Genomic DNA, 24,679 nt, shown 5'->3' on the forward strand with positions numbered 1-24,679 from the left:
CACCTGATTTTCGACGATCGTGGTCCCGTCCCAGCGTGATGCTGGGTCGGGACCACGATCGTCGTAAAGCACTTTGTCACGCAGTGATGTGATGCAGGCCGGCGCCTAGTAGTACACGGCCAGAGGGCCGTTAGGCCCGTCCACACACGCCACGGGAGTGTTGAACACTCGGGTCAGAGTCTCGGGCTGGAACAGCTCGGCGGACGTACCGAACTCGACGACCTGGCCGTCCTTGACCGCGCAGATGCGGTCGGCGTAGTGACCGGCAAAGTTGATGTCGTGTAGGACGATGACCACGGTCCGGCCGAGCTCGTCGGCCACGCGGCGCAGGTGCTGCATCATCTGCACGGAGTGCTTCATGTCGAGGTTGTTGAGCGGCTCGTCCAGCAGGACGTAGTCGGTGTCCTGGCACAAGACCATGGCCACGTAGGCGCGCTGGCGCTGTCCGCCCGAAAGCTGGTCGAGGTAGCGATCCTGCAGGTCCTCAAGTTCGAAAAACTTGATGGAGCGCGTGATGATCTCCTCGTCGAACTTGTTGAGCCGCCCCTTGGTGTACGGGAAGCGGCCGAACGCGACCAGCTGCCGAACCGTCAGTCGCGTAACAAAGTGGTTCTCCTGGCGCAGGATCGAGACGATCTTGGCCAGGTCCTTGGACTTGGTCGTGGCCACGTCATACCCTGCGATCTCGATGGACCCAGCGTCTGCACCCATCAGGCGGCCGATGATCGTGAGCAGGGTCGACTTGCCCGCACCGTTCGGGCCCACAAGAGCGGTGACGCCGCCCTTGGGGATCTGCAGGTCAACGGGGCCAATGGTGACTTCGGAGCTGTAGTCCTTGCGTACAGCCTTGAGCTCGATCACAGTCTGCCCTTTCGCAGGATGACCGCGAGGAATGCGATGCCACCTACCGCCTCAATGACGATGGAGACAGCACCCTCCGCGTAGAAGATGTTTTTTAGGACAAAGTAGGCGCCGCCTAGGATGACGAACCCGGTGAGCACGGCTACAGGGAACACGTATCGGTGGTCGTGCGTGCCCGCGAACTGGTAGGCCAGCGTGGCGGTGAGGAAGCCAAGGAACGTCATCGGGCCGATCAGAGCGGTGGAGACCGCCATCAGGATCGACACAAAGAACAGCGTGATCATGACCTCGCGGCGGTGATCCAAGCCCAGGTTGCCGGTGACATCGCGGCCCAGCGCGACCACGTTGAGGCGGCGGGACCGGATGAACAATGCTCCCGCCGCGGCGATGCACAGCGGAATGGCGAGCGGGAAGTAGGACGGGTCCGCGTTGGACACCGACCCGAACAGTTTGGCGCTCAGGATGTCGAAGTCGCTCGGGGTGAGCAAGCGCTGCATGAACGTGGAGATCGAGCCAAGCCCGCCGCCCAGCACGATGCCCACAAGAAGCATGACCTGCAAGTTGGCGAACTTACCCGAGAGTAACCAGCCGTAGAGAGCGAGCGAAAAGCCAACCATGAGGACGACCATGAGCGCGAACTTGGTGGGACCCTCGATCGCAATGAGCCCCGCGGCGCCCATGAAGTAGATGACCGAGGTCTGGAGGGCCACATACAGCGACTCAAACCCCATGATCGAGGGCGTGATGATCCGGTTGTTCGTGACCGTTTGGAAGGACACCGTGGCCATCGCCTGGCAGACCACGACGATGAGGATGACGAGAAGCGCGATGGCTCGGCGCTCGGCAATGCGCCAGAACCCGGCTGTGCCAAACTCCATGGGGTTACCCCAGGCCAGGATGCCCGCGGCCGAGATGAGCGCGAGTGCGCTGAGCACGCCCACCAGGATCCAATAGCGGCGGCGCTTGGTGCGGCTGATGAAGGCAACGGTGCCGCGGCCGTCATGGATCGGGGTCTCGAGTGGGTGGCTCGGGTCGAGCAGGGTGTCGGGGTGCGGAGTCAGGGAGGGCGTGAGCACTTTTCGTGCAAGTGAGCGTGGCAATCCCCGCTCTTTTGCACCAAAAGTACTCACATCCCCGTGGATGGTTTCCTGATCAGGCATGGCGGCGGCTCCTCAGGAGTAGTCCCACAAACACAACCGAGCCCACCACACCCAGGATCAGGGAGACGGGAACCTCGAAAGGCATGATGATCGTGCGTCCGATGAGGTCCGCAACGGTCACGATTCCGATTCCGAGCAGGCATACCCACGGGAGGTTTGAGCGGAGGTCATCCCCGCGGAACATGGAGACCACATTGGGCACGATCAGGCCGAGGAACGGCAGGTTCCCCACCACCACGGTGACGACTCCCGTTGCCACGGCGATGAGCCCGGTACCCAGCAGAATCACGCGGTTGTAGTTAAGCCCCACGTTGGTGGCGATCTCCTCACCCAGGCCCGCAACTGTGAACCGGTCGGCGGCAATAAACACAGCGATGGCCACGAGCGCAACGATCCACAGCACCTCGTACTGCCCGCGCAGAACAGACGTGAAGCTGCCGGCGAACCACACTCCGAGGTTCTGCAGGGTGTCCGTAGCGAGCGCGAGGTACGTGGTGATGGACCCGACCACGGCACCAAGCATGATTCCCACAATAGGAACGATCAGGGACGACTGCAGGGAGACCCTGCGTAGGAACATAAAGAACACCATCGTGCCCACAAAAGAGGCAACAATGGCCGCGATCATCTTGGTGCTCAGGCTCGCGTTCGGATAGACGATGGTGACGAGCAGAAGGCCAAGGCCCGCCCACTCGGTGGTGCCCGTAGTGGTGGGTTCAACAAACCGGTTCTGGGTCAAGAGTTGCATGACCAGTCCGGACATTGCCATCGCGGCGCCAGCCAGCACGAGTGCGATAGTGCGCGGAATCCGGGTGATCGCGAACATCTCTCCGCCGAACTCGCCGTCAAACACGTTGTAGACACCCGTGAAAAGGGAAAGGGTGAGCAACGCGAGGACAACCAGTACGCCAAGGCCAAGCTTCCAGTCAACGACCTTCTTCTTGGTAGCGGCTGCCAGCGGTTCGGCTGTTTGTCCGGCAGACATCCCCGCCGGGTTCGGATCGAGTGCGGGTGAGGCGCTCATGTGCAGTCTTTTCTTTAGTGCTGTTCTTTGTACACAGTGCTGGCCTGCGTAAACGCGCCAATGCCCCACCTCCGCACTCGTGCGCGGAAATGGGGCGTCGGCTTGGGCCTATCGGGTGCTACTGAGCGGCTTCAAGCTGTTCAGCAATCATGTTGAGGAACTCGGTGTAGGTTTGGATGCCCTCGTTGGTGTACGTGTCATTCGGCATGTAGATGACGTTGCCGTTCTTGACCGCGTTCACGTTCTTGAGCGCCTCCGAACCCTCGATGACCTGGGCTGCGGGCTGGTAGGTTGCCTCGTCGGCGGCAACAGCTGCGTCGCGATCCATGACCAGGATGATGTCCGGGTTGGAGTCCGCGATGGCCTCAACTGAGATGTCGTCACCCTGGTGGTCGTCGGACCCCTCTACCTCAAGCGCCGGAGTGAGACCCAGGATGTCGAACAGTGGGCCGAGCGTGCGTCCGTTGGATGGTGCAACATAGCCGATCTCTCCGCCGGACACGTTGACGCCCATGACCTTGTCACCAGCGGTATAGGCGGCCTTTGCCCGTGCGATTGCTGCGTCGAGGTCGTCGTTCAGCTTCTTGGCTTCTGCCTGCTTACCAAAAATCTCTCCCAGCACGGTGGTCTGGCGCTTGAGTTCCGCATCGAATGGCTGGCCCTCACGTGGGTCGAGTTCCAGAACCACGGCGTCAGGAACCAACTCAGCAAAGTCCTTGTGGAAGCCCGCAAAGCGCTGGCCGTTGATGATGAGCTGCGGGTCTACTGCAACGACCGCTTCAAGGTTCGGCTCGCGGTGGTTACCAAGGTCAATGATGTCCGCGTCCTTGGTGTACGCAATCGTGTTGGGCATGAGAGCCACCGCGGCAGCGCTGAGTTCAACGCCCCAGTCCGAGAGGGTCTCAAACGTGCGGTTGTCTGTGGCAACCACGGAAGTTAGAGGGAGCGAGATGGTCTGGGCTCCGTTGTTGTCCTCCACGGTGACCGATTTGCCCGAGGCGGAGCCTTCATTGGCGTCGGAGGTTGCGCATGCGGACAAAGCCAGTGCTGCGACTGCGGCAACGGACCAGGCCTTGAAGAGGCGGTTGCGGCTCATCTACTTTCCCTTTTCATTGGAGTTGAGTGGCAAATTCGTGCTACTGCTGTGCGGCTACTGCGCCGCACGACCGAAGTTAGCCTAACCTAACCGAATTTAGGAACGGAAGCGTTACGTAATTCGATTTTGCGACGCAGCCCCCAAAAAGACGCCTCACGAGCGCCACAACTCGCTTACTTCCAACGAATAGCCCGCACTCACGATCTGACACGTGACCTGCAGCACACCCGCCCGCCGTGGACACTTCTCGGGGAAACGCCCGGGCAGCCATTCCATACAGTGGACGTTTTTTGATAACAGTTTGGACACGTGGGGACCGAAGGTCCTGTTGGAATCGTGAACTTAGTTGTTCTAATAGGGTGACCGTACCTATTTCATGTGGAGAAGCCCGTGCGCATAGGAGTACCCAAGGAAGCGTCAGCCGAACAGCGGCTCGTCGCGGCCACACCCAAAACGGTTGAACAGCTCATCAAGCTCGGCTACGAGGTAGTCGTCGAGGCAGGGGCAGGCGAACAGGCCAGCATCACCGACGACGCTTTCCTCGCAGCAGGCGCAACCCTCACTGAGCCTTCAACCGTATGGCAGTCCGACATTGTAATCACCGTAGATGCCCCCGCTCTGACGACGCTCGCGGAGATGGAGTCCGGCTCAACTCTGATTTCCCGCCTCGATCCGGACGGCTCCCCAGAGTTCGTCCAAGAGGCCCAGAAGCTCGGCGTCACTGCGCTGAACCTCATGTCCGTTCCCCGCATCTCTCGCGCTCAGGCCCTCGACGTGCTCTCGACCATGTCCAACGTCTCGGGATACCGCGGCATCATCGAGGCGGCCGAGGCGTACGCCGGAATGTTCGGAGGCCAGGTCACCGCGGCAGGATCCACTCCCCCAGCGCGCGTGTTCGTCATCGGCGCAGGAGTCGCAGGACTCGCAGCGCTCGGCGCAGCAGGAAGCCTTGGCGCGGAGGTGCGCGCGTATGACGTGCGCGCGGACGTGGCCGAGCAAATCGAGTCCATGGGAGCCACCTTTGTCCGCGTGGACGCTGCCGCCCAAAAGTCAGCAGACGGCTACGCCTCCGAGCTCTCCGAAGAGCAGGAAGCCGCCACGGCCCGCGTGTACGCGGCCGAATCCGCAGCCGCAGACGTGGTGGTCACCACCGCGCTCATCCGCGGCAAGGCCCCTATCACCATCACGGCAGAGATGGTCGCAAACATGAAGCCAGGCTCCGTGATCGTGGACCTCGCCGCCTCAGGTGGTGGAAACTGCGAGCTCACCGAGCCCGGCAAGAAGACCGTCACCGCGAACGGCGTCACCATCATTGGTTACACCGACCTCCCTGGCCGGATGCCCAAGCACACCTCCCAGCTCTACGGCACGAACATCGTTAACCTGCTGAAGCTCATGACGCCCGCCAAGGACGGCCAGCTTGCAGTAGACCTCGAAGACGTCGTGGTACGCGGTATCACAGTGACCCACCAGGGCGACATCCTGTGGCCACCGCCGCCCGTCCAAGTTTCGGCCGCGCCAGCACCCCTCGCGTCCGCTCCGCAGACCTCGGCGGACGCCGCCGGCTCCACCGCGCCAGCCGCAACCAGGAGTGCGACCGCGGGTGCGGACGGGACGCAAGCAAAATCGTCGAAAATCTCGGCGAAGCCAGCCGCCAAGGGACGCGGACAGGCCATCTGGGTCGCGCTAGCGGCCCTCGCCGTCATCGCAGCCGTCACGTTCTCCACGCCATCCTTCACCGGGCACTTCACCGTGTTCGTCCTGGCAGTGGTCATCGGGTTCTACGTGATCTCGGGTGTTAGCCACTCGCTGCACACCCCACTCATGGCCCAGACCAACGCGATCTCGGGAATCATCCTCGTGGGAGCCCTGCTGCAAATCGGCAGCGAGAACTGGATCGTGACCACCCTCGCGTTCATCGCCGCAGCCATTGCGTCCATCAACATCTTTGGTGGATTCCTGGTGACCGGCCGCATGCTCGCCATGTTCAGAAGGGACGCATGAGATGGAACTGATGACCCAACTCGTACAGGCCGTCTACCTCGTAGCAGCCGTACTGTTTATCCTGTCGCTCGCGGGCCTGTCTAAGCAGGAGACCGCAGGGCTGGGCAACCTGGCCGGCAAGGTCGGCATGGTGCTCGCGCTCGCCGCGACCGTGGCCCTCGCGCTCATAAACTCCGAGCGCAACGCGGGCGTGACTGCGGCGCTTATCTTCCTTGCTCTGGGCATCGGCGCGATCGCCGGCTCGTGGAAAGCCCGTTCCGTTGAGATGACGCAGATGCCCGAGATGATCGCGATCCTGCACTCCTTTGTGGGTCTGGCCGCGGTGCTTGTGGGCTTCAACTCATACCTCACCGACTCGCACGGCGGTGCCGTGCACCTGGTTGAGGTGTTCCTCGGCGTGTTCATCGGTGCGATCACGTTCACCGGCTCGATCGTGGCATGGCTCAAGCTCGCCGCCAAGATCAAGTCAAAGCCGCTCACCCTACCGGGCCGTCACCTGCTCAACGCGGGCGCCGTGGTGATTTCGCTGGGGCTCATGGGCTGGTTCATCGCTGCGCCGTCGATCTGGCCGCTCCTGATCATGACTGCGCTCGCGCTGTTCGTGGGCTGGCACCTGGTCATGGCGATCGGCGGCGGCGACATGCCGGTTGTGGTCTCCATGCTCAACTCGTACTCCGGTTGGGCCGCGGCAGCCGCAGGTTTCATGCTGTCCAACGACCTCCTCATCGTGACCGGTGCGCTAGTTGGTTCCTCCGGTGCGATCCTGTCCTACATCATGTGCAAGGCCATGAACCGCTCATTCATCTCCGTGATCCTCGGCGGATTCGGTGCGGATGACTCCGCCTCGGCCGGCGGCGGAGGCGGCGGCGCTGCGGTTGAGGGCGAACACCACGAGATCACCGCCGAGGAGGTGGCCCAACTCCTCAAGGAGGCCGAGTCCATCCTCATCACGCCCGGCTACGGCATGGCTGTGGCCAAGGCCCAGTACCCCGTGGCTGAGTTGACCACCAAGCTCCGCGCTGAGGGCAAGCACGTGGTGTTCGGCGTGCACCCCGTGGCCGGACGCCTGCCGGGGCACATGAACGTGCTGCTCGCCGAGGCCAAGGTCCCCTACGACATCGTGGAGGAGCTCGAAGAGGTCAACGAGGAGATGCCCAAGACCGACATCGTGCTCGTGATCGGCGCCAACGACACCGTCAACCCCGCCGCCGAGGACGACCCCTCATCCCCGATCGCGGGTATGCCCGTGATCCAGGTGTGGAACGCCGGCAAGGTCATCGTGTTCAAGCGTTCCATGGCCGTGGGCTACGCGGGCGTGCAGAACCCGCTGTTCTTCAAGGACAACACCTCCATGCTGTTTGGCGACGCCAAGGAGCGCGTGGAGGACATCGTCCGGGCAATGTAGTTTCCCAGGACTCCCCTGCGGGCTTCGCCTTGCGGGCGTGGTCTTGCGGGCTTAGTCCCGTGCGCAACAACTCGCGCACAACAACTCACGCACAACCCTGCGGCCGGTGGTCACAGTCAGAATCTGACTGTGACCACCGGCCGTTTGCATGGCGCCAGTCCCCGGCGCGGTGCGCCCACACGCATTTCCAGTGCAGACGTTCCAGCCAAGGCGAGTACCCTTGGCTCCATGGCTGACGACATGGACCTGACCCCCGAACAACGCGCCGAACAAGCAAAAATTGACCAAGCGCGCCGCAACCAGCAAGCAAACTGGTTCCTCGGTGGCGCCCTCCTCGTGATCAGTTGCGCCGGCGGCTATGCCCTACTCGGCGCGACTCGCAACCCCATGTTCTTTGTTGGTGCGCTCGCAATCGGCGTCATCGGCGCGTGGGCTGTGAACCGGTTCGCCAAGTAGCGTCCCGCCCCTTTTTTGCACCTCGAACCCGCCATTTTTGTTCGATTGCAGCCGCTCCTCGGGCAAAATCGAACAAAAATGGCGGGTTCCCGTGTGTTTCACACCCTGATTCACGACGATCCTGCTCACGTCCCAGCACCACCCCACCACCCGGTGGGGTGCGCTGAGATGGGTAGCGGGCACGATCGTCAACAATCCGGCGACGCTCACCCGGGGCCCGCTGGAAGGCGGTCACGATCGTCGAATATTTCGGCGAGACCCACGGCCCGCGCCCCTCACAGAAAAGTAGCCAGCGCCCCACCTAAAACACAAAGCGTCGGGGTCGACACGTGTAACGTGCCGACCCCGACGTTCATGAAACTGGAACTAGATCACAGCTCGATGCGGTTGGGGCCCGCCTGCCATGCGGACCAAGCCGAGTTGAGGATGTCGTCGAGGTTCTTCTCCGCGTTCCAGCCGAGGACCTCGTTGATGCGCTTGGGCGAGCCCACGAGGTGTGGAGGATCGCCGGCGCGGCGCTCACGGATCTCGGCTTGGATGTCGATACCCGAGGCCTTAGCCAAGCCGTCGATGATCTGCTTGACCGAGGCACCCTCGCCCGTGGATACGTTGAAAACATCGGCGGTGCGCTCGTCGTTCTGGAGGTAGTTCAGTGCAGCTACGTGCGCCTTGGCCAGGTCGAGTACGTGAATGTAGTCGCGCACGCAGGTGCCGTCGGGGGTGTCATAGTCGGCACCGAAGATGAGTGGCGCATTCCCCTTGGCCACGCGCTCAAGGACCATCGGGATGAGGTTCAGGATCGCTGGGTCACCCAGGTCGTCCCAACCAGCACCGGCCACGTTGAAGTAGCGCAGGCCGGCAAACCGCATGCCCCAAGCCTTCGAGGCGGCGCGTCCGAGCCATTCGCCAATGAGCTTGGTCTCACCGTATGGGTTGATGGGCTTCATCTCGACATCTTCTTCAACCACGGCAACAGGTGGCATGCCGTAGGTTGCTGCGGAGGATGAGAATACGAGGTCACGCGTGCCGGCGTTCTCCATGGCAGCGATGACGTTGGCCAGTCCGCCCACGTTCTGCTGGTAGTAGTACGCGGGACGAGCCACTGACTCGCCAACCTGCTTCTGCGCGGCAAAGTGGATCACGGCAGTGGCGTTGTACTTCTTCATGGTCTCGGTCAGGACCTCGACTGCGCCCTCACCTGCAACGTCGAGCTCAACCAGGGGCGCCCCGCCAATGCGGTCCTTGCGTCCGGTCGAGAGGTTGTCCACCACGACAACCTCCGTGCCCTGCTCCTGCAAGATTCGTACGACGTGGGCTCCGATGTAGCCGGCGCCGCCCGTAACGAGAACTGTCATGCCTCCACCAATCGATTGTTTGCCGCGCAGTGTGGCGCAATCATGCGCCTGCGCGACTTATTTTTGCCGCGCAAGTAAGTCTATGACCAGCCTAGCTCGTGCAGCCGATCGTCATCAATACCAAAGTAATGCGCAACCTCGTGAACAACTGTGACGAGGACCTCTTTCACCACTTCATCGCGCGATTCGCACATCCGAAGGGTCGGATTACGATAGATCACAATGCGGTCCGGGAGAGCCCCCGCAGCCCACATGAAGTCACGCTCTGTCAGAGGGATTCCGTCGTAAATGCCCAGTAAATCCGGCGTTTCTGCCGGCGGTTCGTCCTCTACGAGCACTACCACGTTATCAATACGATCTATGACCTCCTGTGGCAATTGATCCAGTGCATCTGACACTGCGTCTTCAAAGTCCTCGGAGCTCATCTCAACCATGCAACAATCGTGCCAGATATTCGTTTTGCATTTTGGTTCGGTTTACCCATATGCTTTTCGAGCAGCGACAAACGGGCCCAGCCCAAAACGTCAAAGCAGGCCCCCATCGTCTAGAGGCCTAGGACGCCGCCCTTTCACGGCGGTAACACGGGTTCGAATCCCGTTGGGGGTACAACTACTGCAAAGTAGTTAGCCATCACGGCCTTTTTAAGGCCCCGTAGCGCAGTTGGTTAGCGCGCCGCCCTGTCACGGCGGAGGTCGCGGGTTCAAGTCCCGTCGGGGTCGCTCTTCACAGAGCGATTTGTGAAGTGGTCTAGATAGACGTCTAGGCCCCGTAGCGCAGTTGGTTAGCGCGCCGCCCTGTCACGGCGGAGGTCGCGGGTTCAAGTCCCGTCGGGGTCGCAGTTCATCGGCTACTATTAGTAACCATGAACAAAACCTGGCTCTGTAGCTCAGTTGGTAGAGCGTTCGACTGAAAATCGAAAGGTCACCGGATCGATGCCGGTCGGAGCCACCAGGTAGAAAGGCCCCCAGGAAACTGGGGGCCTTTCTTATTACACGCTTCTTGTTACGCGCTAGAACTTCCAGTGCGTGGCTTACGCACGGGGCCACGGGCGTACACCGTTGGCCGATGGCGACTAGCGAGTCACGCTCAGTCCACTCGGTTCCGGCGCAAGTACGAGAAGTTAGCGAGCGCGATAAGCGCTGACACCCCTACTGCAATGTATACGACCTTTGAACCGGTCGACCCTTCGCCGAAGATCGCATCGACAAGGTTGTAGTCAAAGGCCCCCACCAAGCCCCAGTTGATTCCCCCCACAATGGTCAGTGCCGTTGCGACACCTACAAGTCCACGCATTTTTTCCCCTTTGTGTTAATCAAACTGCTTTGTTAGATAAATGCTGGTGTCTCAAACCTATGTCCTGCAGTACAGTCTCGCCACTAGAAGCATCCAAGACCTACTTATCCACTGAGAACACCGTTCGGCGACACGGCCCGGTCCCGCATGCCTAGAAGTGAAAAGCCCCTTGGAATATCTCACCAAGGGGCTTTTCATAACGCACGAAGCGCAGCCTGGACTCTGCGATCTATGGCGGTAAAACTAGATGACACACCCGCACTCGCGAGTCGGAGGTGCCTTCCTCTATCTACCTTCGACCCGTCGCAACACATCGGCAACCTGAAGGGGAGTTCTCCCCGAGTCTAGGAAGGAGTCGAATCTGCCAGAAGACGTCCGAAATCTGAGCGCTCAAAGCCTCCACACCATATCCTTGCCACAACCCCACCGGTGAGGACAACCATGGAAACTTTCATTGCAGCGTCGCTTATGGCGATCGCAACAGGCTCGGCAGCGGGACTGCGGCCCTACTTCACCGTGTTCTTCCTGGGCGCGGCCAAGTTGTGGGTGCCGGAATCCGCACCCCAAATTATCGACGATTCAGTCCAGCTGATCCCAGACCAACTGGCCAATCCGTGGGTACTTGCCGTCACGGGGCTCATTGCCCTCGGGGAGTTCCTGGTGGACAAGTTCCAGTTCCTCGACTCGGCCTGGGACGTGCTCCAGGGAGTGCTGCGCCCCATCTTTGGCGCGCTGATTGGAATGCAGCTCGGCGCCGACGCGGGCACCGGCGCGATGATCACCGGTGCCGTGCTGGGCGGCGGGTCGGCCGGAGCCGTGTCACTGGGCAAGAGCACACTGCGTGCGGTCATCAACCTGTTACCCGAGCCGTTCTCCAACTTCCTGACCAGCGTTGGCGAAGACGCCGCAGCGATCATCCTGCTGGTCACGGCAATACTGCTGCCAGTGCTCGCGCTGATCCTAGCGCTGGGCCTTGTCGCGCTCGGCATCTGGCTGTTTGTGAAACTGCGCCGCAAATACGCGGACGCCAAGGCGTCGTACGCCGAGTATCGCGAAAGGCGACGAGTTCATGGGTCAGGGCCAGAATCGCGGACAATCAGTTAGGCAGTTAGGCAGTTAGGCAGTTAGGCAGTTAGGCGGTTAGACACTCGGCCTGGAACCACTCCCACAGCTCTGCAGAGCAGAGCGCAACGCGCTCACGGAACGTGAGGATCGCGCCGTCAGAGGCGGAATCGGAGACCGCACGCGCTGCACGCACAGGAATGCCCATGCGCTGGGCCACCCAGATGTAGGCGAAGGTCTCCATGTCCACAAGGCTTGCGCCCAATGCTCGGATCTCCGCGACCTCGTCTGCGTCCTGGACAAAAAAGTCGCCAGTGGCGATCGTCACTCCTGGGCGACCGGTCGAGACCGTCTGGTCTAGAGCGAGGTGTGAACCGCGGGTACCCTGCAGGTCGTACACGTCGTGTTGGATCGCATGGGCGATCTCATGCACGCCGGATGCTGCCTCAGGGTCGATCGACCCGGCAGTCCCCACGACGACGATTTCTGTAAAGTTTCCCGAGGTCAGAGCCCTAGTGAGCTCGAAAGTTGCCTTGAGTTTTCCGGCCCCGGTGACTAGTCGTTCGTAGCCGGGCATGTGGTCGGGAAAGGCGTCTAGTTCGATCTCTAGCGCAGCAACAAGGAGTTTCACTCGCCCATCGTCTCACGCGAGATCCGGAAAGGTTCGTGCTGGTGGAGCCCGTGCGCGGCATCGAGGGATTGGACAATTCGTCGCACCATGCCAAGAGACGGTTAGCATTAACCCATGTCCACACCAAAGAACACTTCAACTGGGGACGTCGTGGGTCGCCACGAGGCCGAGCAGGAGATGCCCGCTTCGATGCGCGGTGACGTCAATCTTCTTGCCACGCTTTTGGGACAGGTGCTTCGGGAATCTGACTCACCGGGCCTATTCGAGGACGTTGAGCGCCTTCGCACCGCGACGATCGCCGCGTACACAGACACCACGCCCGAGGCGTTCGACCGCGCCGTCGAGGTAGTTGAGTCCTTCACCCTAGAACGAGCAGATGAGGTGGCCCGCGCTTTCACCTGCTACTTCCACCTGGTGAACCTCGCGGAAGAGCACCACCGTGTGCGCTCCCTGAGGACCCGCGACCTCGAGGTGGACTTCCCGCACAAGCGCGGCGCGCTGGCCGAGGCGTACGCGCAACTCGTCGAGGAACTCGGACCTGAGGAAGCGTCCGAGAAGCTCCAAGGTTTGCGGTTCCACCCCGTGTTCACGGCACACCCCACCGAGGCGCGTCGCCGTGCCATCTCGACCTCAATTCGCCGTATCTCCGGATTCCTGACCGACCTCGAGTCGCTCTCGGCAGCCGGAACCGAGGCAGCCCGCGTCAAGGGCAACCTCATCGAGGAAATCGACACCCTGTGGCGCACTGCTCCCCTGCGCGCGACCAAGCCGACCCCTGAGGCTGAGGTCCGCTCGGTCATGGCTGCGTTCGACGACACGCTTTTCACCGCGGTCCCCAACATGTATTCACGCATGGACGGCGCGCTCAAGGGCGACATCGAGGCCGGATACACAGGGCCCGTTGTTCCACCCTTCGTGCGCGTCGGCTCGTGGGTCGGCGGCGACCGTGACGGTAACCCGTTCGTCACCGCAAAGGTCACCCGCACTGCGGCAGGAATCGCGTCCGAGCACGTACTGCGCGGCCTTGAGCAAGTCGCGCTGCGCGTTGGCCGCAACCTGACCCTGGACGGCGAGACCACCCCGGCCTCCGACGAGCTCTCGGCTCTACTCGCCTCGCTCCGCAACAAGGACGAGGACGCAGCTACTGAGATCGCAATGCGCTCCCCCAACGAGCCGCACCGCCACGCCATGCTGCTCATCGCACGCCGTGTTGCGGCCACACGCACCCGCAACGCTGACCTTTCCTACTCGGATCCCGAGGATCTCCTCTCGGACCTGCGGATCATCCAGGAGTCGCTCGTATCCGCTGGCGCCAAACGCCAGGCATTCGGGACCCTGCAGCACCTGATCTGGCAGGTTGAGACCTACGGTTTCCACCTTGCTGAGCTCGAGTGCCGTCAGCACTCCGAGGTACACCGCCGGGTCCTTGCCGAACTCGAGTCCGGCAAGCCGCTCAGCGAGCAGGCCACAGAGGTTCTCGAGGTATTCCGCGCGATCTCGTTCATCCAGGACCGCTACGGCAAGCGTGCCGCGGGCCGATACATCGTCTCGTTCACCACGAACGCAGAAGACCTGGCCAACGTGTACAAACTCGCTCGTGCGGCGGTCGGCCCGAAGGGCACGCCTCCCGTGCTCGACGTTGTGCCGCTGTTTGAGACGTTCGATGACCTGCAGGCAGCACCTGGCGTCATGAACGAGATCATGGTTGACCCGCTTTATGCCGCTCGTCTCGAGGAGACTGGGCGCCAGGTCGAGGTCATGCTCGGCTACTCGGACTCCTCCAAGGACGTCGGCCCAGTTGCCGCAACCCTGGCACTGTACGAGGCCCAGCAGAAGATCGCACAGTGGGCAGACGACAACGACATCAAGCTCACGCTCTTCCACGGCCGTGGAGGCGCTCTTGGGCGCGGTGGCGGCCCTGCAAACAGCGCGATCCTGGCACAGCCGCCACACTCGGTTGATGGTAGGTTCAAGCTCACAGAGCAGGGTGAGGTCATCTTTGCCCGTTACGGCGACCCTGAAATCGCGATCCGCCACATGGACCAGGTCGCGGGAGCAATCCTCCAAGCGCTCGCTCCGTCGAACGAGAAGCGCAACTGGGACGCCGCAGCCAAGTATGCAGGCGTGGCTCAGACCATGGAAGACGCATCGCGTGCTCACTTCTTCGAGCTGGTCAAGGCCCCTGGCTTCGCGCCATGGTTTGCCACGGTCACTCCGATGGAAGAGATCGGCATGCTCGCATTGGGCTCGCGCCCTGCGCGTCGTGGCCTGTCCGTTGAGTCCCTTGAGGACCTCCGCGCGATCCCATGGGTGTTCGCGTGGACTCAGGCCCGCATCAACCTCGCCGGCTGGTTCGGCTTGGGCGCGGCGCTTGAGGCTGTGGGAGACCTCCCCATTCTTCAAGAGGCGTACCGTGAATGGCCGCTCTTCCGCACCATGATCGACAACGTGGCGATGTCCCTTGCAAAGACGGACGACAGGATTGCTTCCGAATACCTTGCTCTGGGCGACCGTGAGGACCTGTCTGCACTCGTGCTCAACGAGATGGACCGGACTCGCTCGTGGGTCACCAAGATCATCGGCGGAGAGGAGCTTCTCTCCAACAAGCCAGTGCTCTCCCGCGCCGTGAAGCTGCGTAGCCCGTACGTTGACGCACTCTCGTTGATCCAGCTCCGTGCGCTCCGCGCGCTGCGCAATGCCCCGCAGGACGCCGAGACCGACCCAGAAGTCCAACGACTTCTGCTGCTTTCTGTTTCAGGTGTCGCAGCAGGACTGCAGAACACCGGCTGATAAATACTGCTGAGCCAGACGATGCCCTCCTCTTGGAATGCCGGGAGGAGGGCATCGTTTTTCCGTTAGCGGTCCGGTTTTACGCAGTTGCACGGAAAGTCTTGACTCTGCGACCGTGTCGTGTGCGCTTCAAGTTGCTCACCGAACGTCAGACCAGTTGAGTAAAGTAAGTACACACAGTGATCCATCGATCTTTGGAGAACACATGTCCTACACGGGCAACAACAATGACCAGAGCTTTTCAAACTCTGATTCGCAGAGCGGCTCGGGCCGTAGGAGCAGCATCGGCGAACTCGTAGGGCAGCTGTCCGAACAGGTCGCGCGTTTGCTGCGTGCGGAGGTCAACTCATACAAGAGCGAACTGACGCAGAAGGCAGCCAAGTCCGGCATGGGCATTGGACTGCTCGTCGGCGCCGGCGTCTTTGCGCTGTTCGGCCTCGGCTACCTCTTCTTCGCGGGCTATCATGGCCTCGACAACGTACTTCCAAGCTGGGCAGCGTCGCTCGTCACCGCCGTGATCATCCTGGCAGTCGCCGGCATCTTGGGACTCGTTGGAAAGAACACGATTGCGAAGAACACCCCTCCCACCCCTTCATCAGCAATCAACGCGATCAAAGACGACGTTAACCACATCAAGGACGGCATCAAATGAGCGATCCTCGCGACATCCACCCAGAGGTTCAGGCCGCTCGTGATGAGCTCACCGCGACCCTCGACGAGCTGCTCACCCGCGTCAACCCTAAAAACGTTGCTCAGGAAGTCTCCTCTGCAACAAAGCTTGCTGCAACTGACGCAGCCACCTTTGTCACCGGAGGAGGCTTCCCACACGACGACGAGGACCCTCGCAGGGCACGCAACGCAAAGGCTGCACTCGGTGTTGCCGTGGGTGGTGCGGCTCTCCTGGTTCTGAGCATCCTGACCAAGAAGCGCAAGTAATCCCGCGGCGCTCTTGTGCCCTCTGCGAGTGAAGTAACCGATAGCCCGAAGCGTCGTACCCGCCGACTCGGGCTATCGGTGCGATCTCGCATGCTGGTGGGCATGATTGTTCTCGTTGTGGGAATCCTGGCCGCGTCAACTGTGACGCTCTACCTACTGCAGCATCGCGAGATGACCAACCGCATTGACGATTCACTGCGGCGCGCCACCAGCAACTACCAGCGCCTCGTAACGGCCCCGAACGACTCCGAGACGGGCAAGCCGTACGCGAGTGTGTCCGACATCCTCTACAGGGCGATGCAGAGCACGCAGCCCGCTGAGCACGAGGGCCACGTAGCCATTCTCGATGGCGCACTGCGCTGGACGGCCCCCGACACCGTCGGCGTCCGGTTGGAGGACGACCCTCAGTTCATGTCGTGGGCAGCGGGCGCTGAGGCCGACGGCAAGGTCTACATACGCACCATCACAACTGACAAAGCGACCTACCGGGCGGTCTCGCTGCCGGCGTCGATCCGCGGAGGCGATCAGGTCGGCCTCTACGTAGCCGCCTACGACCTGACCGCGGAGCGTCGTAGCCTCTACGATTCGTTCTTGCCGTTCGTGTGGATCAGCCTCGGCCTCCTAGTCGCCGGCGTTGTCGCCTCATGGTTCCTCGTGGGACGCATGCTGCGTCCACTACGCGACCTTCGTGAGACTGCCCAGTCCATCACTCAGACGGACCTGTCCCGCCGCATTGGCGCCACCGGCACCGATGACCTCGCAGAGCTCTCCCACACTTTCGATTCCATGCTGGACCGCGTAGAGTCCGCCTTGGACTCCCACAAAAAGCTTCTCGACGATGTTGGTCACGAACTGCGCACGCCCGTCACGATTGTCCGTGGTCACCTTGAGTTGGTTGATCCGGCGGACCCTGAGGACGTGCGCGAGACCAGGGAACTCGCACTCGACGAGTTGGACCGCATGGCACTCCTGATAGACGACCTGCTGCTGCTCGCAAAGTCGGACCGTGTGGACTTTGTGCGCCCATTGCCTGTCCCGCTCGACGAACTCACCGCAGACGTGTTTGCCAAGGCCAAACTGCTCGGAGACCGGGAATGGACGTTTGCCGCGGAGTCCGGCCTGACGGTCATAGCAGACCCCCAGCGCATCACCCAAGCAGCGCTCCAACTATGTGAGAACGCCGTCAAGTACTCGGACCCCGGAAGCGCAATCCACGTGTCAGCCCACGCCTTTGAGCCCGGCTACGCCGCGCTGCGGGTAACTGACCACGGCCGCGGCATCTCATCCCGAGACCGCGAAAAGATCCTCGAGCGGTTCGTGCGCGGGACCAGTTCCGCTGGAACCAAGGGATCCGGGCTGGGACTCGCAATATCGTCGGCAATCATTTCGGCCCATGGGGGCCGCCTAGACATCAAGTCAGCAGAGGACGAGGGGTCCACCTTCACCATCGTCCTTCCCACCACGCAAGCGAGCCCGAAAGTACTATGAACAAGATCCTGATCGTCGAGGATGAGGAGCGGATCAGTTCCTTCATTTCAAAGGGGCTACGTGCGGCGGGATATGAGCCGCTCGCGGTGCCGAGCGCGCAAGGCGCGCGGATTGCCCTGGCGGCCGGCACATTCTCCCTGATCGTGCTCGATATCGGGCTCCCCGACGAGAGCGGCCTGGACGTTCTCGCCTCCCTGCGTGAATCGGGAAACGACATCCCCGTCATCGTGTTGACTGCGCGTACGAGTATTGACGACACTGTGGCGAGCCTCGAAGGCGGCGCAGACGACTACATGGCCAAGCCGTTCCGGTTTGAAGAGTTGCTCGCGCGGATCAAACTGCGCCTGCGCAACTCATCGCCGCAGGAAGAGGCATCGAATGAGCTGGTCAACGGGCCTCTCCGGCTCGAACTGCTAACCCGCAGGGTCTACCTCGGCGATCGGCTGGTTGATCTTTCCACGCGTGAGTTCGCGCTTGCGGAGACCTTCCTGACCAACGTGGATATTGTCCTCTCACGCGAGCAACTGCTGAGCCTTGTCTGGGGATACGATTTCGACCCTGGGTCCAACGTGGTCGACGTGTACGTACGATATCTGCGCAACAAGATAGGCGCTTCGTGGTTCGAAACTGTCCGCGGAGTCGGATACCGCATGCCCAAGGCCTCCAAAGCGCTCGCCTGAGCGGTTGTGACGTGGGCGGGTGTTGCCTGCGCGGTAGCCGCTTGGATGGCTGTGGCTTGGGCGGGTATTGCCTGAGTGGCTGTTGCCTGCGCGCTGGGCGCGGCATGAGGGGACGGCTATAGACACGCTGAGGCCCGGCACACCAGGTGGTGTGCCGGGCCTCAGCGAATCTACGTCGCGAACTACAGGGTTCGAGCTGCCTGCGCGCCCTGTGGGCTAGTTGGCTGACTTAGCCGATGGTGCGCTCACCGGAGACTTAGGTGAAACCGGAGTGACAGCCGACTTAGGTGAGATCGGTGTGGCAGCTGACTTAGGTGAGATCGGTGTGGCAGCCGACTTAGGTGAGATCGGTGTGACTGCGGAGTTGGCCGAAACCGGAGAGATCGGGCTTGCCGCGGTCACCTGGCTAGCAGCGCTCACAGGGGTCCTCGGCGAGATTGGAGAGTTGGCGCTCTTCGGCGACGGCGCGGACACTGCGGCAACGGCCGTGTCAGTCGGGCTCGCTGAGGGGGTCGCCGAGACCTTGGTAGCGTCCGAGGTGCTTTGCAGGTCACCCACGTTGTCGAGCTGAGCATCGGATGGGTTCTGGATCGCGTTCGCGGCTGCAAAGGTTCCAGTCACGGCAACCAGGCCAAGAGCTCCGGTCGCAATCCACGTTGTTGGGACCTTCATGATGGCCTCCCTTTCGTCTATGCACTTCTTCAGGAACGCCGGTTGACCGGCCATTCGATGAGGTGTCCTGAAACCGTGCGAGTCTCTGTCTGCCTGCGTCCTCAACCGAACAAGTACAACTCTGCACGCCCAACGTGAATCAACAAGAAGAGCACGATGAGAATGCTCTCATAAAGGGTGAGAACCTAGACAACCACGCGGTTCATCAGGTCTTCCGCTAGTTCAAGCCGCGCCAAAGCCGCCTTCTCCCACTCCGGATTCTCCTCGTCGCGCGCCCCTGCAATCAGGGTCAAAACGATTCCCGCAGACCTCGCGTACAGCCCGTCCACGGTGATCCCGTGGAGCCGGAGGTAGTCCGCAAAGTCCTCAAGGTACTCATCTACAAACTGTGGCACGTGTGCATACCGCTCATCGAGCGTGGGCAACACCGCAAGGTGTCCCACAAAGCACGCAAGATCGTCGATAAGGTATCCGGGCCCCGCAGAGTCGATGTCAATCAGGCCGCTGATCAGGCCATTCTCCACAAACACGTTGGCTTCGTAGAAGTCGCCGTGATTGGGCGCGAGCGGGCCGCGTTCGGCGGTCTCGAGCACCCGCTCGATCCGCGCCACGAGCGCGTCAATGCGCGCGGCGGAACCGGGAATGGCCGTCCGTGCGGCGTGCGCGTACCAACTCAGCCTGTCAGTCCACGCGGGGCGGCTCGGCATAGTGGCGATCTCGGCGGGAAAGGCGGTGAGGAGCGAGATAATCTGGCCTCCGCTAATAGGACGGATGCGCGAGTCCATGATTGCCTGCGCGAGCGGCATTCCGCGGACTTGAGCAATGGCCACGACTCCGTCCACCAGCGGGCCGATAGTCGCCGGCACGGGAACCCCTGCGCGGAAGAGAAGTTCGTGCTTGTGCCTCAGAATCTCCGCATCCTTGCGAAGGACCTTGAGGAAGATCGTGCCCGTGGGCTGGGCAAAGGTTGCCTTCAACACTGCCCGCCGCAGCGGCCTGTAGGCCATTGTTTCGAGGTCGATGAGGGCTGCACCATTGCCCCAGGTCTCCTGGACCGACTCCGGAATGCTCGCGCGTGAAAGCCCCACCAAACCCGGATCGTGAGGGTGCTCCCAGAACGTGAGGTCCCCGCGTCCGCTCGACATACGCACCACATTCGGTGCTTCGGCGTCGATGACCTCCGACGTAGCAACTACAAAGAGAGGAGCCACTGACGCATCCGAGTTGGGTTCTGCAGAGGGTTCTGGCTGGCCGGGCGGCGAGTGCGAGGCCGTGTGGTTGATTGCATCCGGGGAGGCGCCCTGGGGCTCGAAAGAGACGGGCTGCTCGGCCGGAGCACTATCGACAACCTCGAACAGCCCTGAAACCCCAGCACCCGGGCGGTGGTGTAGTTCCACCAGAGTTGCGGTCTTCACGGCACCCGCAGCGGCGTAAACACTGGCGATGAGGTCGAGAATCTCGGTGTGCGAGAAGAACTCGACTTGCTCTGCTTCGCTCCAGCGCGACTTGCTTGAAACCATTCGGCCCTCTCCATGTCTTGGGCCATTTGATCGCGTGTTCTGGCACCTTTGCAACCGGAACGCGCTACGACATGAAAGTTACAGGGTGAGATCACCCGGAAAAGCACTGAACTGCTGCTTAGAATACTAAGCAGCAGTTCAGTGGTGTGAAGCTATTGAGCAGTAAGGCGGCTGAGCTTACGCGTCAGGGTGCTTTTCCTTGTAGAACGGAAGATCTTCCTCAGGAATGATCATGCCGGAGTTCTCAAGCAATGTATGCACTTCGGACTCGCGGTAACGACGGTGGCCGCCGAGAGTACGAATGGACGAGAGCTTGCCGGCCTTGGCCCAGCGGGTGACGGTCTTAGGATCCACGCGGAACATGGAAGCCACCTCGGCTGGCGTAAGCAGAACCTCTGGTTCGCCACGGTTGATAGACATTTTGTACCTTCCCACGCAATGATCCGGCTCCAAAGGATTAGAGCTGCGCGATCAAATCATTACGATTTACCCATTATTCCAGTGCGAACCTAGGTGGGCGCAAGCCGATCGGGTGAAAAATATCACAGCACCCTGTTTTTGAGTCGAAAGTCTTGCCAGACCTGCTGCAGCCGTGTTTCGCCCCTAGAAAAACCGCGATTCCGAGTAGTAAAAAGCACGCCTTTCAATGTACGGTTATCCCACGAACAGATTTATTTGAGCACGGGGCCGCCCACATGTGGGCCCGCCCCGCTAATACGTTGAGGGGGTCGGAGCCATGGGCCGCGGCCGTCAGAAGGCAAAGCAGACAAAGGTTGCACGCGAGTTGAAGTACGCATCCTTTGAGCCTAACTATGAGGCGCTTCAGCGGGAGCTGGGAAGCACACGTCGCTCGGACGTTGCAACCGAATCTCGCCACGAGAGCGACTATGCCAACTACGACGAGATCGATCCATACTCGGGCAGGTCAGACGAGTTCTGACTTAGCTCCTGGGACCCTCGTCCTTCAAGGTTGCTTCCGAGCTATCCACACGGTGTGAGGGCTTCGTACTAACTAATTATGCAAATTCTCGGTAACTGCGTCATGCAGTTGCCGAGAATTTGTCATGTCCGTGCTGAACTGGTGGCGTGCTGTACTGGTTGCGTGCTGTGCTGATTTGGCGTGGCGTCCGTGGCATGGCGTAGAGCGGGTGGCATGGCACCCGCGGCATGGCGTGGCGTCCGTGGCAAGGCGAGTTGCCGGGTTGGCACGGAGTCGAGTCGGGATGAGGCGCCATCAGCGCTCTCCACACGTACACGGGCCCCGACAAACACGGCATAGACAAGTTTGGGGCGGGTTCCCGTAGGAACCCGCCCCAAAAGTGAAGCGCAGTGGTTGCGGAGTACGTACTAGCGATACTCGCCGTGCAACCGTACGGAACCGCCTTCGACTCCCTTGGCGCCGCGGATCAGGTTGGCGCTGGCAGCCTCTGTCGAGTCGACGCCGACGGTGCCCAGAATCCAGGACTCAAGGCCGAGCGACTTCAGGCGTGCAAGCGCTGAATCCACGCCGTCCTTGCCCACGATCGCGATCATGCCAATGCCCAGGTTGAGCGTGTGCTCGATGTCGTTCCACGGAACGTTGCCGAGTTCGCGCATTACCTTGAACACCGCAGGAACTTCCCAAGCAGAGCGGTCGATCGTTGCCGAGAGTCCGGCGGGGATGACGCGCGCAAGGTTCTGGGCAATGCCGCCGCCTGTGACGTGGGAGAACGCGTGAACTTGGGTGGCCTTATCGGCAGCGAGTGCGAGGCAGTCGGAGGAGTAAACGCGAGTTGGTTCGAGTAGCTCCTCACCGAGTGTGCGGCCGAACTCTGCCACGTCACGGTCGAGTTCCCAGCCCGCGTGGTTGATGACTGCGCGCACGAGTGAGTAGCCGTTGGAGTGGATTCCTGAGGAAGCCATCGCAATGACGACGTCCCCATCTGTCACAAGCTGTGGACCGAGCAGGTCATCGGCCTCGACAACACCGACCGCTGCCCCGGCAACGTCGTACTCGTCGGCGGCAAGCAGACCTGGGTGCTCCGCAGTCTCGCCACCAACCAGTGCGGTGTCAGCAACAATGCACGCCTCGGCGATTCCGCGAACGATCGCGGCAACTCGTTCGGGAACGACCTTGCCTGTGGCAATGTAGTCGGTCATGACGAGTGGCTTGGCACCGCACACGACGATGTCGTCCACGACCATGCCGACCAGGTCAAACCCGATCGTGTCGTGCTTGTCCATGGCCTGTGCGATTGCGACCTTGGTGCCAACCCCGTCTGTTGAGGAAGCGAGGAGAGGCTTGTTGTAGTTCTTGAGCTCAGACGCGTCGAACAGGCCGGCGAATCCGCCCACCCCTCCGACAACCTGAGGGCCGTGAGTCTTGGCAACGGCCGCCTTCATGAGCTCAACTGCGCGATCCCCAGCGGCCGTGTCAACGCCAGCTGCCGCATAGGTAATGCCGTCAGTCACTTAAACTCCAAATGTTGTGAAAAGGGGTGGTGTGGCTTAAGGATGTGCTGGGGCGCAGCCTCGCGGTTCCGCCCCGTGGCGGCACTAGGGTTGTTCGAGAGCGGTGTGCCCGCCCTGACCCACGCTGAGGTTGGAAAGTCCATCCTCAGGAGCGCCCAACGAGTTTGGCTTTTCAAGCAAGTTCTTGCCGAGTGCATCATCACTTGGAAGTGTGATCGGGTATTCGCCGTCGAAGCACGCAGTGCACAGCTTCTTCTTAGGCTGTTCAGTGGCTTCCACCATTGCCTCGAGCGAGATGTAGCCGAGCGAGTCGGCGCCTAGGGACGCTGCGATCTCAGCCGAGTCCAGCCCGTTCGCGATCAGTTCCGCACGCGAGGCAAAGTCGATTCCGTAGAAGCATGGCCACTTGACCGGTGGCGCCGAAATACGGATGTGGACCTCAGCGGCTCCGGCTTCCCGCAGCATACGCACGAGTGCGCGCTGGGTGTTACCTCGGACGATAGAGTCGTCCACGACTACTAGGCGCTTGCCCCGGATGATCTCACGCAGCGGGTTGAGCTTGAGTCTGATGCCGAGCTGGCGCAGCGTGTCTGAAGGCTGGATGAAGGTACGTCCGACGTACGCGTTCTTGGTTAGTCCCTGCCCGAATGGAATACCGGACGCTTGCGCGTAACCAACTGCCGCGGGGGTTCCTGACTCGGGAACTGGAATGACGAGGTCCGCCTCAACGGGGTGTTCTGCTGCGAGCCTGCGGCCCATCTCAACGCGCGCGGCGTGCACAGAGCGCCCGGAGATTGTGGTGTCGGGGCGTGCCAGGTATACGTACTCGAATACGCAGCCTGCGCGCTTTGTTTCCGCAAAGCGGGTGGTGCGGAGGCCATCGGCGTCGATCATGATCATCTCGCCGGGCTCGACCTCACGGACAAACGAGGCGCCAACGATGTCGAGCGCGGAGGTCTCCGAGGCTACGACCCACCCGCGCGCGAGGCGACCGAGCACGAGTGGACGCACACCCTGAGGGTCGCGTGCCGCGTACAGGGTGTTCTCGTCCATGAAGACAAGCGAGAATGCGCCGCGCAGGTGCGGAAGCACCTCAAGGGCGGTCTCTTCGAGTGAGTGCCCCTCTTCTCCGTACAGGAGTGCGGTCACGAGTGCGGTGTCAGTGGTATTTCCCCGCGCAAGTTCGCCACGGGTTTGCTCACCGTAGCGCTGTGCAACGAGTTCCACGAGCTCCGCACTGTTCACGAGGTTTCCGTTGTGCCCGAGGGCCACGGTCCCGTGCGAGGTGGCGCCGAGCGTTGGCTGGGCGTTCTCCCACGTCACTCCACCGGTGGTTGAGTAACGGCAGTGACCAATGGCGATGTGCCCGGTCAGTGCGTTGAGTGCGGTTTCGTCGAACACCTGGGAAACGAGTCCCATGTCCTTGTACACCAGGATCTGTTGGCCATTGCTTGTCGCAATGCCAGCAGACTCCTGCCCTCGGTGTTGTAACGCGTACAACCCGAAGTAAGCGAGTTTTGCTACCTCTTCACCGGGAGCCCAGACACCGAAGACGCCACAGGCATCTTGGGGTCCTTTCTCGCCGGGCATGAGGTCATGATTCAGTCGTCCATCTCCACGCAGGGCCACATCAGTATTGTTCCATACGATCGCGGGGCTTCTCTCTGGAGTCCACGGAGAAATAGGCTCCGTTCTAGAGCACCGCGCTGCCGATCCCCGGGATGCGCAAATTTAGTTGAACGCTTAACGTTCTTCCCTTTTTTGGGCCAGAACTACGGTCTAGGCAGGTACGAAG

Annotated in this window: 23 protein-coding genes and 4 tRNA genes; 14 read left to right on the plus strand and 13 right to left on the minus strand. The window is 61.4% G+C overall.

Annotated elements, in window-relative coordinates:
• Positions 1-105 precede the first annotated feature (105 nt).
• The 4 genes from HGSM_RS12965 to HGSM_RS12980 form a co-directional block, all read right to left on the minus strand.
• The gene (locus HGSM_RS12965) at positions 106-861 is read right to left on the minus strand and encodes an iron ABC transporter ATP-binding protein (protein ID WP_019149198.1); all 756 of its coding nucleotides are present in this window, start codon (positions 859-861) and stop codon (positions 106-108) included.
• Positions 858-2,021, minus strand: coding sequence for an iron chelate uptake ABC transporter family permease subunit (locus tag HGSM_RS12970; protein ID WP_019149199.1), 1,164 nt, complete (start codon positions 2,019-2,021; stop codon positions 858-860). The genes HGSM_RS12965 and HGSM_RS12970 overlap by 4 nt, the downstream gene beginning before the upstream one ends.
• On the minus strand, positions 2,014-3,006 hold the full coding sequence (locus tag HGSM_RS12975) for an ABC transporter permease (RefSeq protein ID WP_040595307.1): 993 nt from the start codon (positions 3,004-3,006) through the stop codon (positions 2,014-2,016). Before HGSM_RS12975 ends, HGSM_RS12970 begins: the two co-directional genes overlap by 8 nt.
• A 157-nt stretch (positions 3,007-3,163) precedes the next feature.
• Positions 3,164-4,141: a siderophore ABC transporter substrate-binding protein gene (locus HGSM_RS12980; RefSeq protein ID WP_019149201.1), complete on the minus strand. Its 978-nt coding sequence runs from the start codon at positions 4,139-4,141 to the stop codon at positions 3,164-3,166.
• A 390-nt stretch (positions 4,142-4,531) separates the two neighbouring features.
• Here HGSM_RS12980 and HGSM_RS12985 point away from each other — a divergent pair, with 390 nt between their 5' ends.
• From HGSM_RS12985 to HGSM_RS12995, 3 genes are all read left to right on the plus strand, one after another.
• Positions 4,532-6,145: a Re/Si-specific NAD(P)(+) transhydrogenase subunit alpha gene (locus tag HGSM_RS12985; RefSeq protein ID WP_019149202.1), complete on the plus strand. Its 1,614-nt coding sequence runs from the start codon at positions 4,532-4,534 to the stop codon at positions 6,143-6,145.
• A gap of 1 nt (position 6,146) precedes the next feature.
• A complete protein-coding gene (gene pntB / locus HGSM_RS12990) occupies positions 6,147-7,550 on the plus strand; it encodes a Re/Si-specific NAD(P)(+) transhydrogenase subunit beta (protein WP_040595289.1) in 1,404 nt (467 codons plus the stop codon).
• A gap of 228 nt (positions 7,551-7,778) precedes the next feature.
• A complete protein-coding gene (locus HGSM_RS12995; RefSeq protein ID WP_019149204.1) occupies positions 7,779-8,006 on the plus strand; it encodes a hypothetical protein in 228 nt (75 codons plus the stop codon).
• A 371-nt stretch (positions 8,007-8,377) separates the two neighbouring features.
• Here HGSM_RS12995 and galE read toward each other — a convergent pair whose 3' ends face one another.
• Together galE and HGSM_RS13005 are read right to left on the minus strand one after the other, a co-directional pair.
• Positions 8,378-9,361 carry a UDP-glucose 4-epimerase GalE gene (gene galE, locus HGSM_RS13000; protein WP_019149205.1) on the minus strand — a complete coding sequence of 328 codons (984 nt, stop codon included), beginning with the start codon at positions 9,359-9,361 and terminating at the stop codon, positions 8,378-8,380.
• A gap of 80 nt (positions 9,362-9,441) precedes the next feature.
• Positions 9,442-9,795 (minus strand): metallopeptidase family protein, encoded by a 354-nt coding sequence (locus HGSM_RS13005; protein WP_019149206.1) that lies wholly within the window; start codon positions 9,793-9,795, stop codon positions 9,442-9,444.
• 99 nt (positions 9,796-9,894) lie between these two features.
• Between HGSM_RS13005 and HGSM_RS13010 the strand changes: the two genes are divergently transcribed.
• The 4 genes from HGSM_RS13010 (at position 9,895) to HGSM_RS13025 (ending at position 10,312) form a co-directional block, all read left to right on the plus strand.
• Positions 9,895-9,967: transfer RNA gene (locus tag HGSM_RS13010), tRNA-Glu, on the plus strand.
• A 39-nt stretch (positions 9,968-10,006) separates the two neighbouring features.
• Positions 10,007-10,080 (plus strand) — tRNA-Asp (locus HGSM_RS13015).
• 43 nt (positions 10,081-10,123) lie between these two features.
• A tRNA-Asp gene (locus HGSM_RS13020) sits at positions 10,124-10,197 on the plus strand.
• Positions 10,198-10,236: 39 nt separating this feature from the next.
• Positions 10,237-10,312, plus strand: a tRNA-Phe gene (locus HGSM_RS13025).
• Between the two features lie 135 nt (positions 10,313-10,447).
• Here the strand turns inward: HGSM_RS13025 and HGSM_RS13030 are convergent.
• Positions 10,448-10,654, minus strand: a complete 207-nt coding sequence (locus tag HGSM_RS13030) for a DUF378 domain-containing protein (RefSeq protein ID WP_019149207.1) — start codon at positions 10,652-10,654, stop codon at positions 10,448-10,450.
• 441 nt (positions 10,655-11,095) lie between these two features.
• On the opposite strand from HGSM_RS13030, the gene HGSM_RS13035 reads away from it, so the two are divergent.
• Positions 11,096-11,758 carry a DUF4126 domain-containing protein gene (locus HGSM_RS13035; protein WP_040595290.1) on the plus strand — a complete coding sequence of 221 codons (663 nt, stop codon included), beginning with the start codon at positions 11,096-11,098 and terminating at the stop codon, positions 11,756-11,758.
• Between the two features lie 28 nt (positions 11,759-11,786).
• Here the strand turns inward: HGSM_RS13035 and HGSM_RS13040 are convergent, their stop codons facing one another.
• Complete coding sequence (locus HGSM_RS13040) at positions 11,787-12,347, minus strand: phosphorylase family protein (protein WP_019149209.1); 561 nt, start codon at positions 12,345-12,347, stop codon at positions 11,787-11,789.
• A gap of 114 nt (positions 12,348-12,461) precedes the next feature.
• Between HGSM_RS13040 and HGSM_RS13045 the strand changes: the two genes are divergently transcribed.
• The 5 genes from HGSM_RS13045 to HGSM_RS13065 all read left to right on the plus strand — a co-directional run bounded on the left by HGSM_RS13045 (position 12,462) and on the right by HGSM_RS13065 (position 18,241).
• Positions 12,462-15,137, plus strand: a complete 2,676-nt coding sequence (locus HGSM_RS13045) for a phosphoenolpyruvate carboxylase (RefSeq protein ID WP_019149210.1) — start codon at positions 12,462-12,464, stop codon at positions 15,135-15,137.
• Between the two features lie 205 nt (positions 15,138-15,342).
• Positions 15,343-15,789, plus strand: coding sequence for a phage holin family protein (locus HGSM_RS13050; RefSeq protein WP_019149211.1), 447 nt, complete (start codon positions 15,343-15,345; stop codon positions 15,787-15,789).
• Positions 15,786-16,073 (plus strand): DUF3618 domain-containing protein, encoded by a 288-nt coding sequence (locus HGSM_RS13055; protein ID WP_019149212.1) that lies wholly within the window; start codon positions 15,786-15,788, stop codon positions 16,071-16,073. The genes HGSM_RS13050 and HGSM_RS13055 overlap by 4 nt, the downstream gene beginning before the upstream one ends.
• A gap of 102 nt (positions 16,074-16,175) precedes the next feature.
• A complete protein-coding gene (locus HGSM_RS13060; RefSeq protein WP_195891399.1) occupies positions 16,176-17,561 on the plus strand; it encodes a sensor histidine kinase in 1,386 nt (461 codons plus the stop codon).
• The gene (locus HGSM_RS13065) at positions 17,558-18,241 is read left to right on the plus strand and encodes a response regulator transcription factor (RefSeq protein WP_019149214.1); all 684 of its coding nucleotides are present in this window, start codon (positions 17,558-17,560) and stop codon (positions 18,239-18,241) included. Before HGSM_RS13060 ends, HGSM_RS13065 begins: the two co-directional genes overlap by 4 nt.
• Positions 18,242-18,457: 216 nt before the next feature.
• Here the strand turns inward: HGSM_RS13065 and HGSM_RS13070 are convergent, their stop codons facing one another.
• The 3 genes from HGSM_RS13070 to HGSM_RS13080 form a co-directional block, all read right to left on the minus strand.
• Complete coding sequence (locus HGSM_RS13070; protein ID WP_040595291.1) at positions 18,458-18,913, minus strand: hypothetical protein; 456 nt, start codon at positions 18,911-18,913, stop codon at positions 18,458-18,460.
• A gap of 185 nt (positions 18,914-19,098) precedes the next feature.
• Positions 19,099-20,433 (minus strand): phosphotransferase, encoded by a 1,335-nt coding sequence (locus HGSM_RS13075; protein WP_019149216.1) that lies wholly within the window; start codon positions 20,431-20,433, stop codon positions 19,099-19,101.
• Positions 20,434-20,610: 177 nt separating this feature from the next.
• Positions 20,611-20,853, minus strand: a complete 243-nt coding sequence (locus tag HGSM_RS13080) for a BldC family transcriptional regulator (RefSeq protein ID WP_019149217.1) — start codon at positions 20,851-20,853, stop codon at positions 20,611-20,613.
• Positions 20,854-21,169: 316 nt separating this feature from the next.
• Between HGSM_RS13080 and HGSM_RS13085 the strand changes: the two genes are divergently transcribed.
• Positions 21,170-21,373: a DUF3073 domain-containing protein gene (locus HGSM_RS13085; protein ID WP_019149218.1), complete on the plus strand. Its 204-nt coding sequence runs from the start codon at positions 21,170-21,172 to the stop codon at positions 21,371-21,373.
• Between the two features lie 407 nt (positions 21,374-21,780).
• Here the strand turns inward: HGSM_RS13085 and purM are convergent, their stop codons facing one another.
• Positions 21,781-22,884 carry a phosphoribosylformylglycinamidine cyclo-ligase gene (gene purM, locus HGSM_RS13090; protein WP_019149219.1) on the minus strand — a complete coding sequence of 368 codons (1,104 nt, stop codon included), beginning with the start codon at positions 22,882-22,884 and terminating at the stop codon, positions 21,781-21,783.
• Between the two features lie 84 nt (positions 22,885-22,968).
• Positions 22,969-24,513 carry an amidophosphoribosyltransferase gene (gene purF, locus HGSM_RS13095; protein WP_019149220.1) on the minus strand — a complete coding sequence of 515 codons (1,545 nt, stop codon included), beginning with the start codon at positions 24,511-24,513 and terminating at the stop codon, positions 22,969-22,971.
• Positions 24,514-24,679: the final 166 nt, after the last annotated feature.

This window comes from Timonella senegalensis JC301 (assembly GCF_000312125.1).
Lineage (GTDB): Bacteria > Actinomycetota > Actinomycetes > Actinomycetales > Cellulomonadaceae > Timonella > Timonella senegalensis.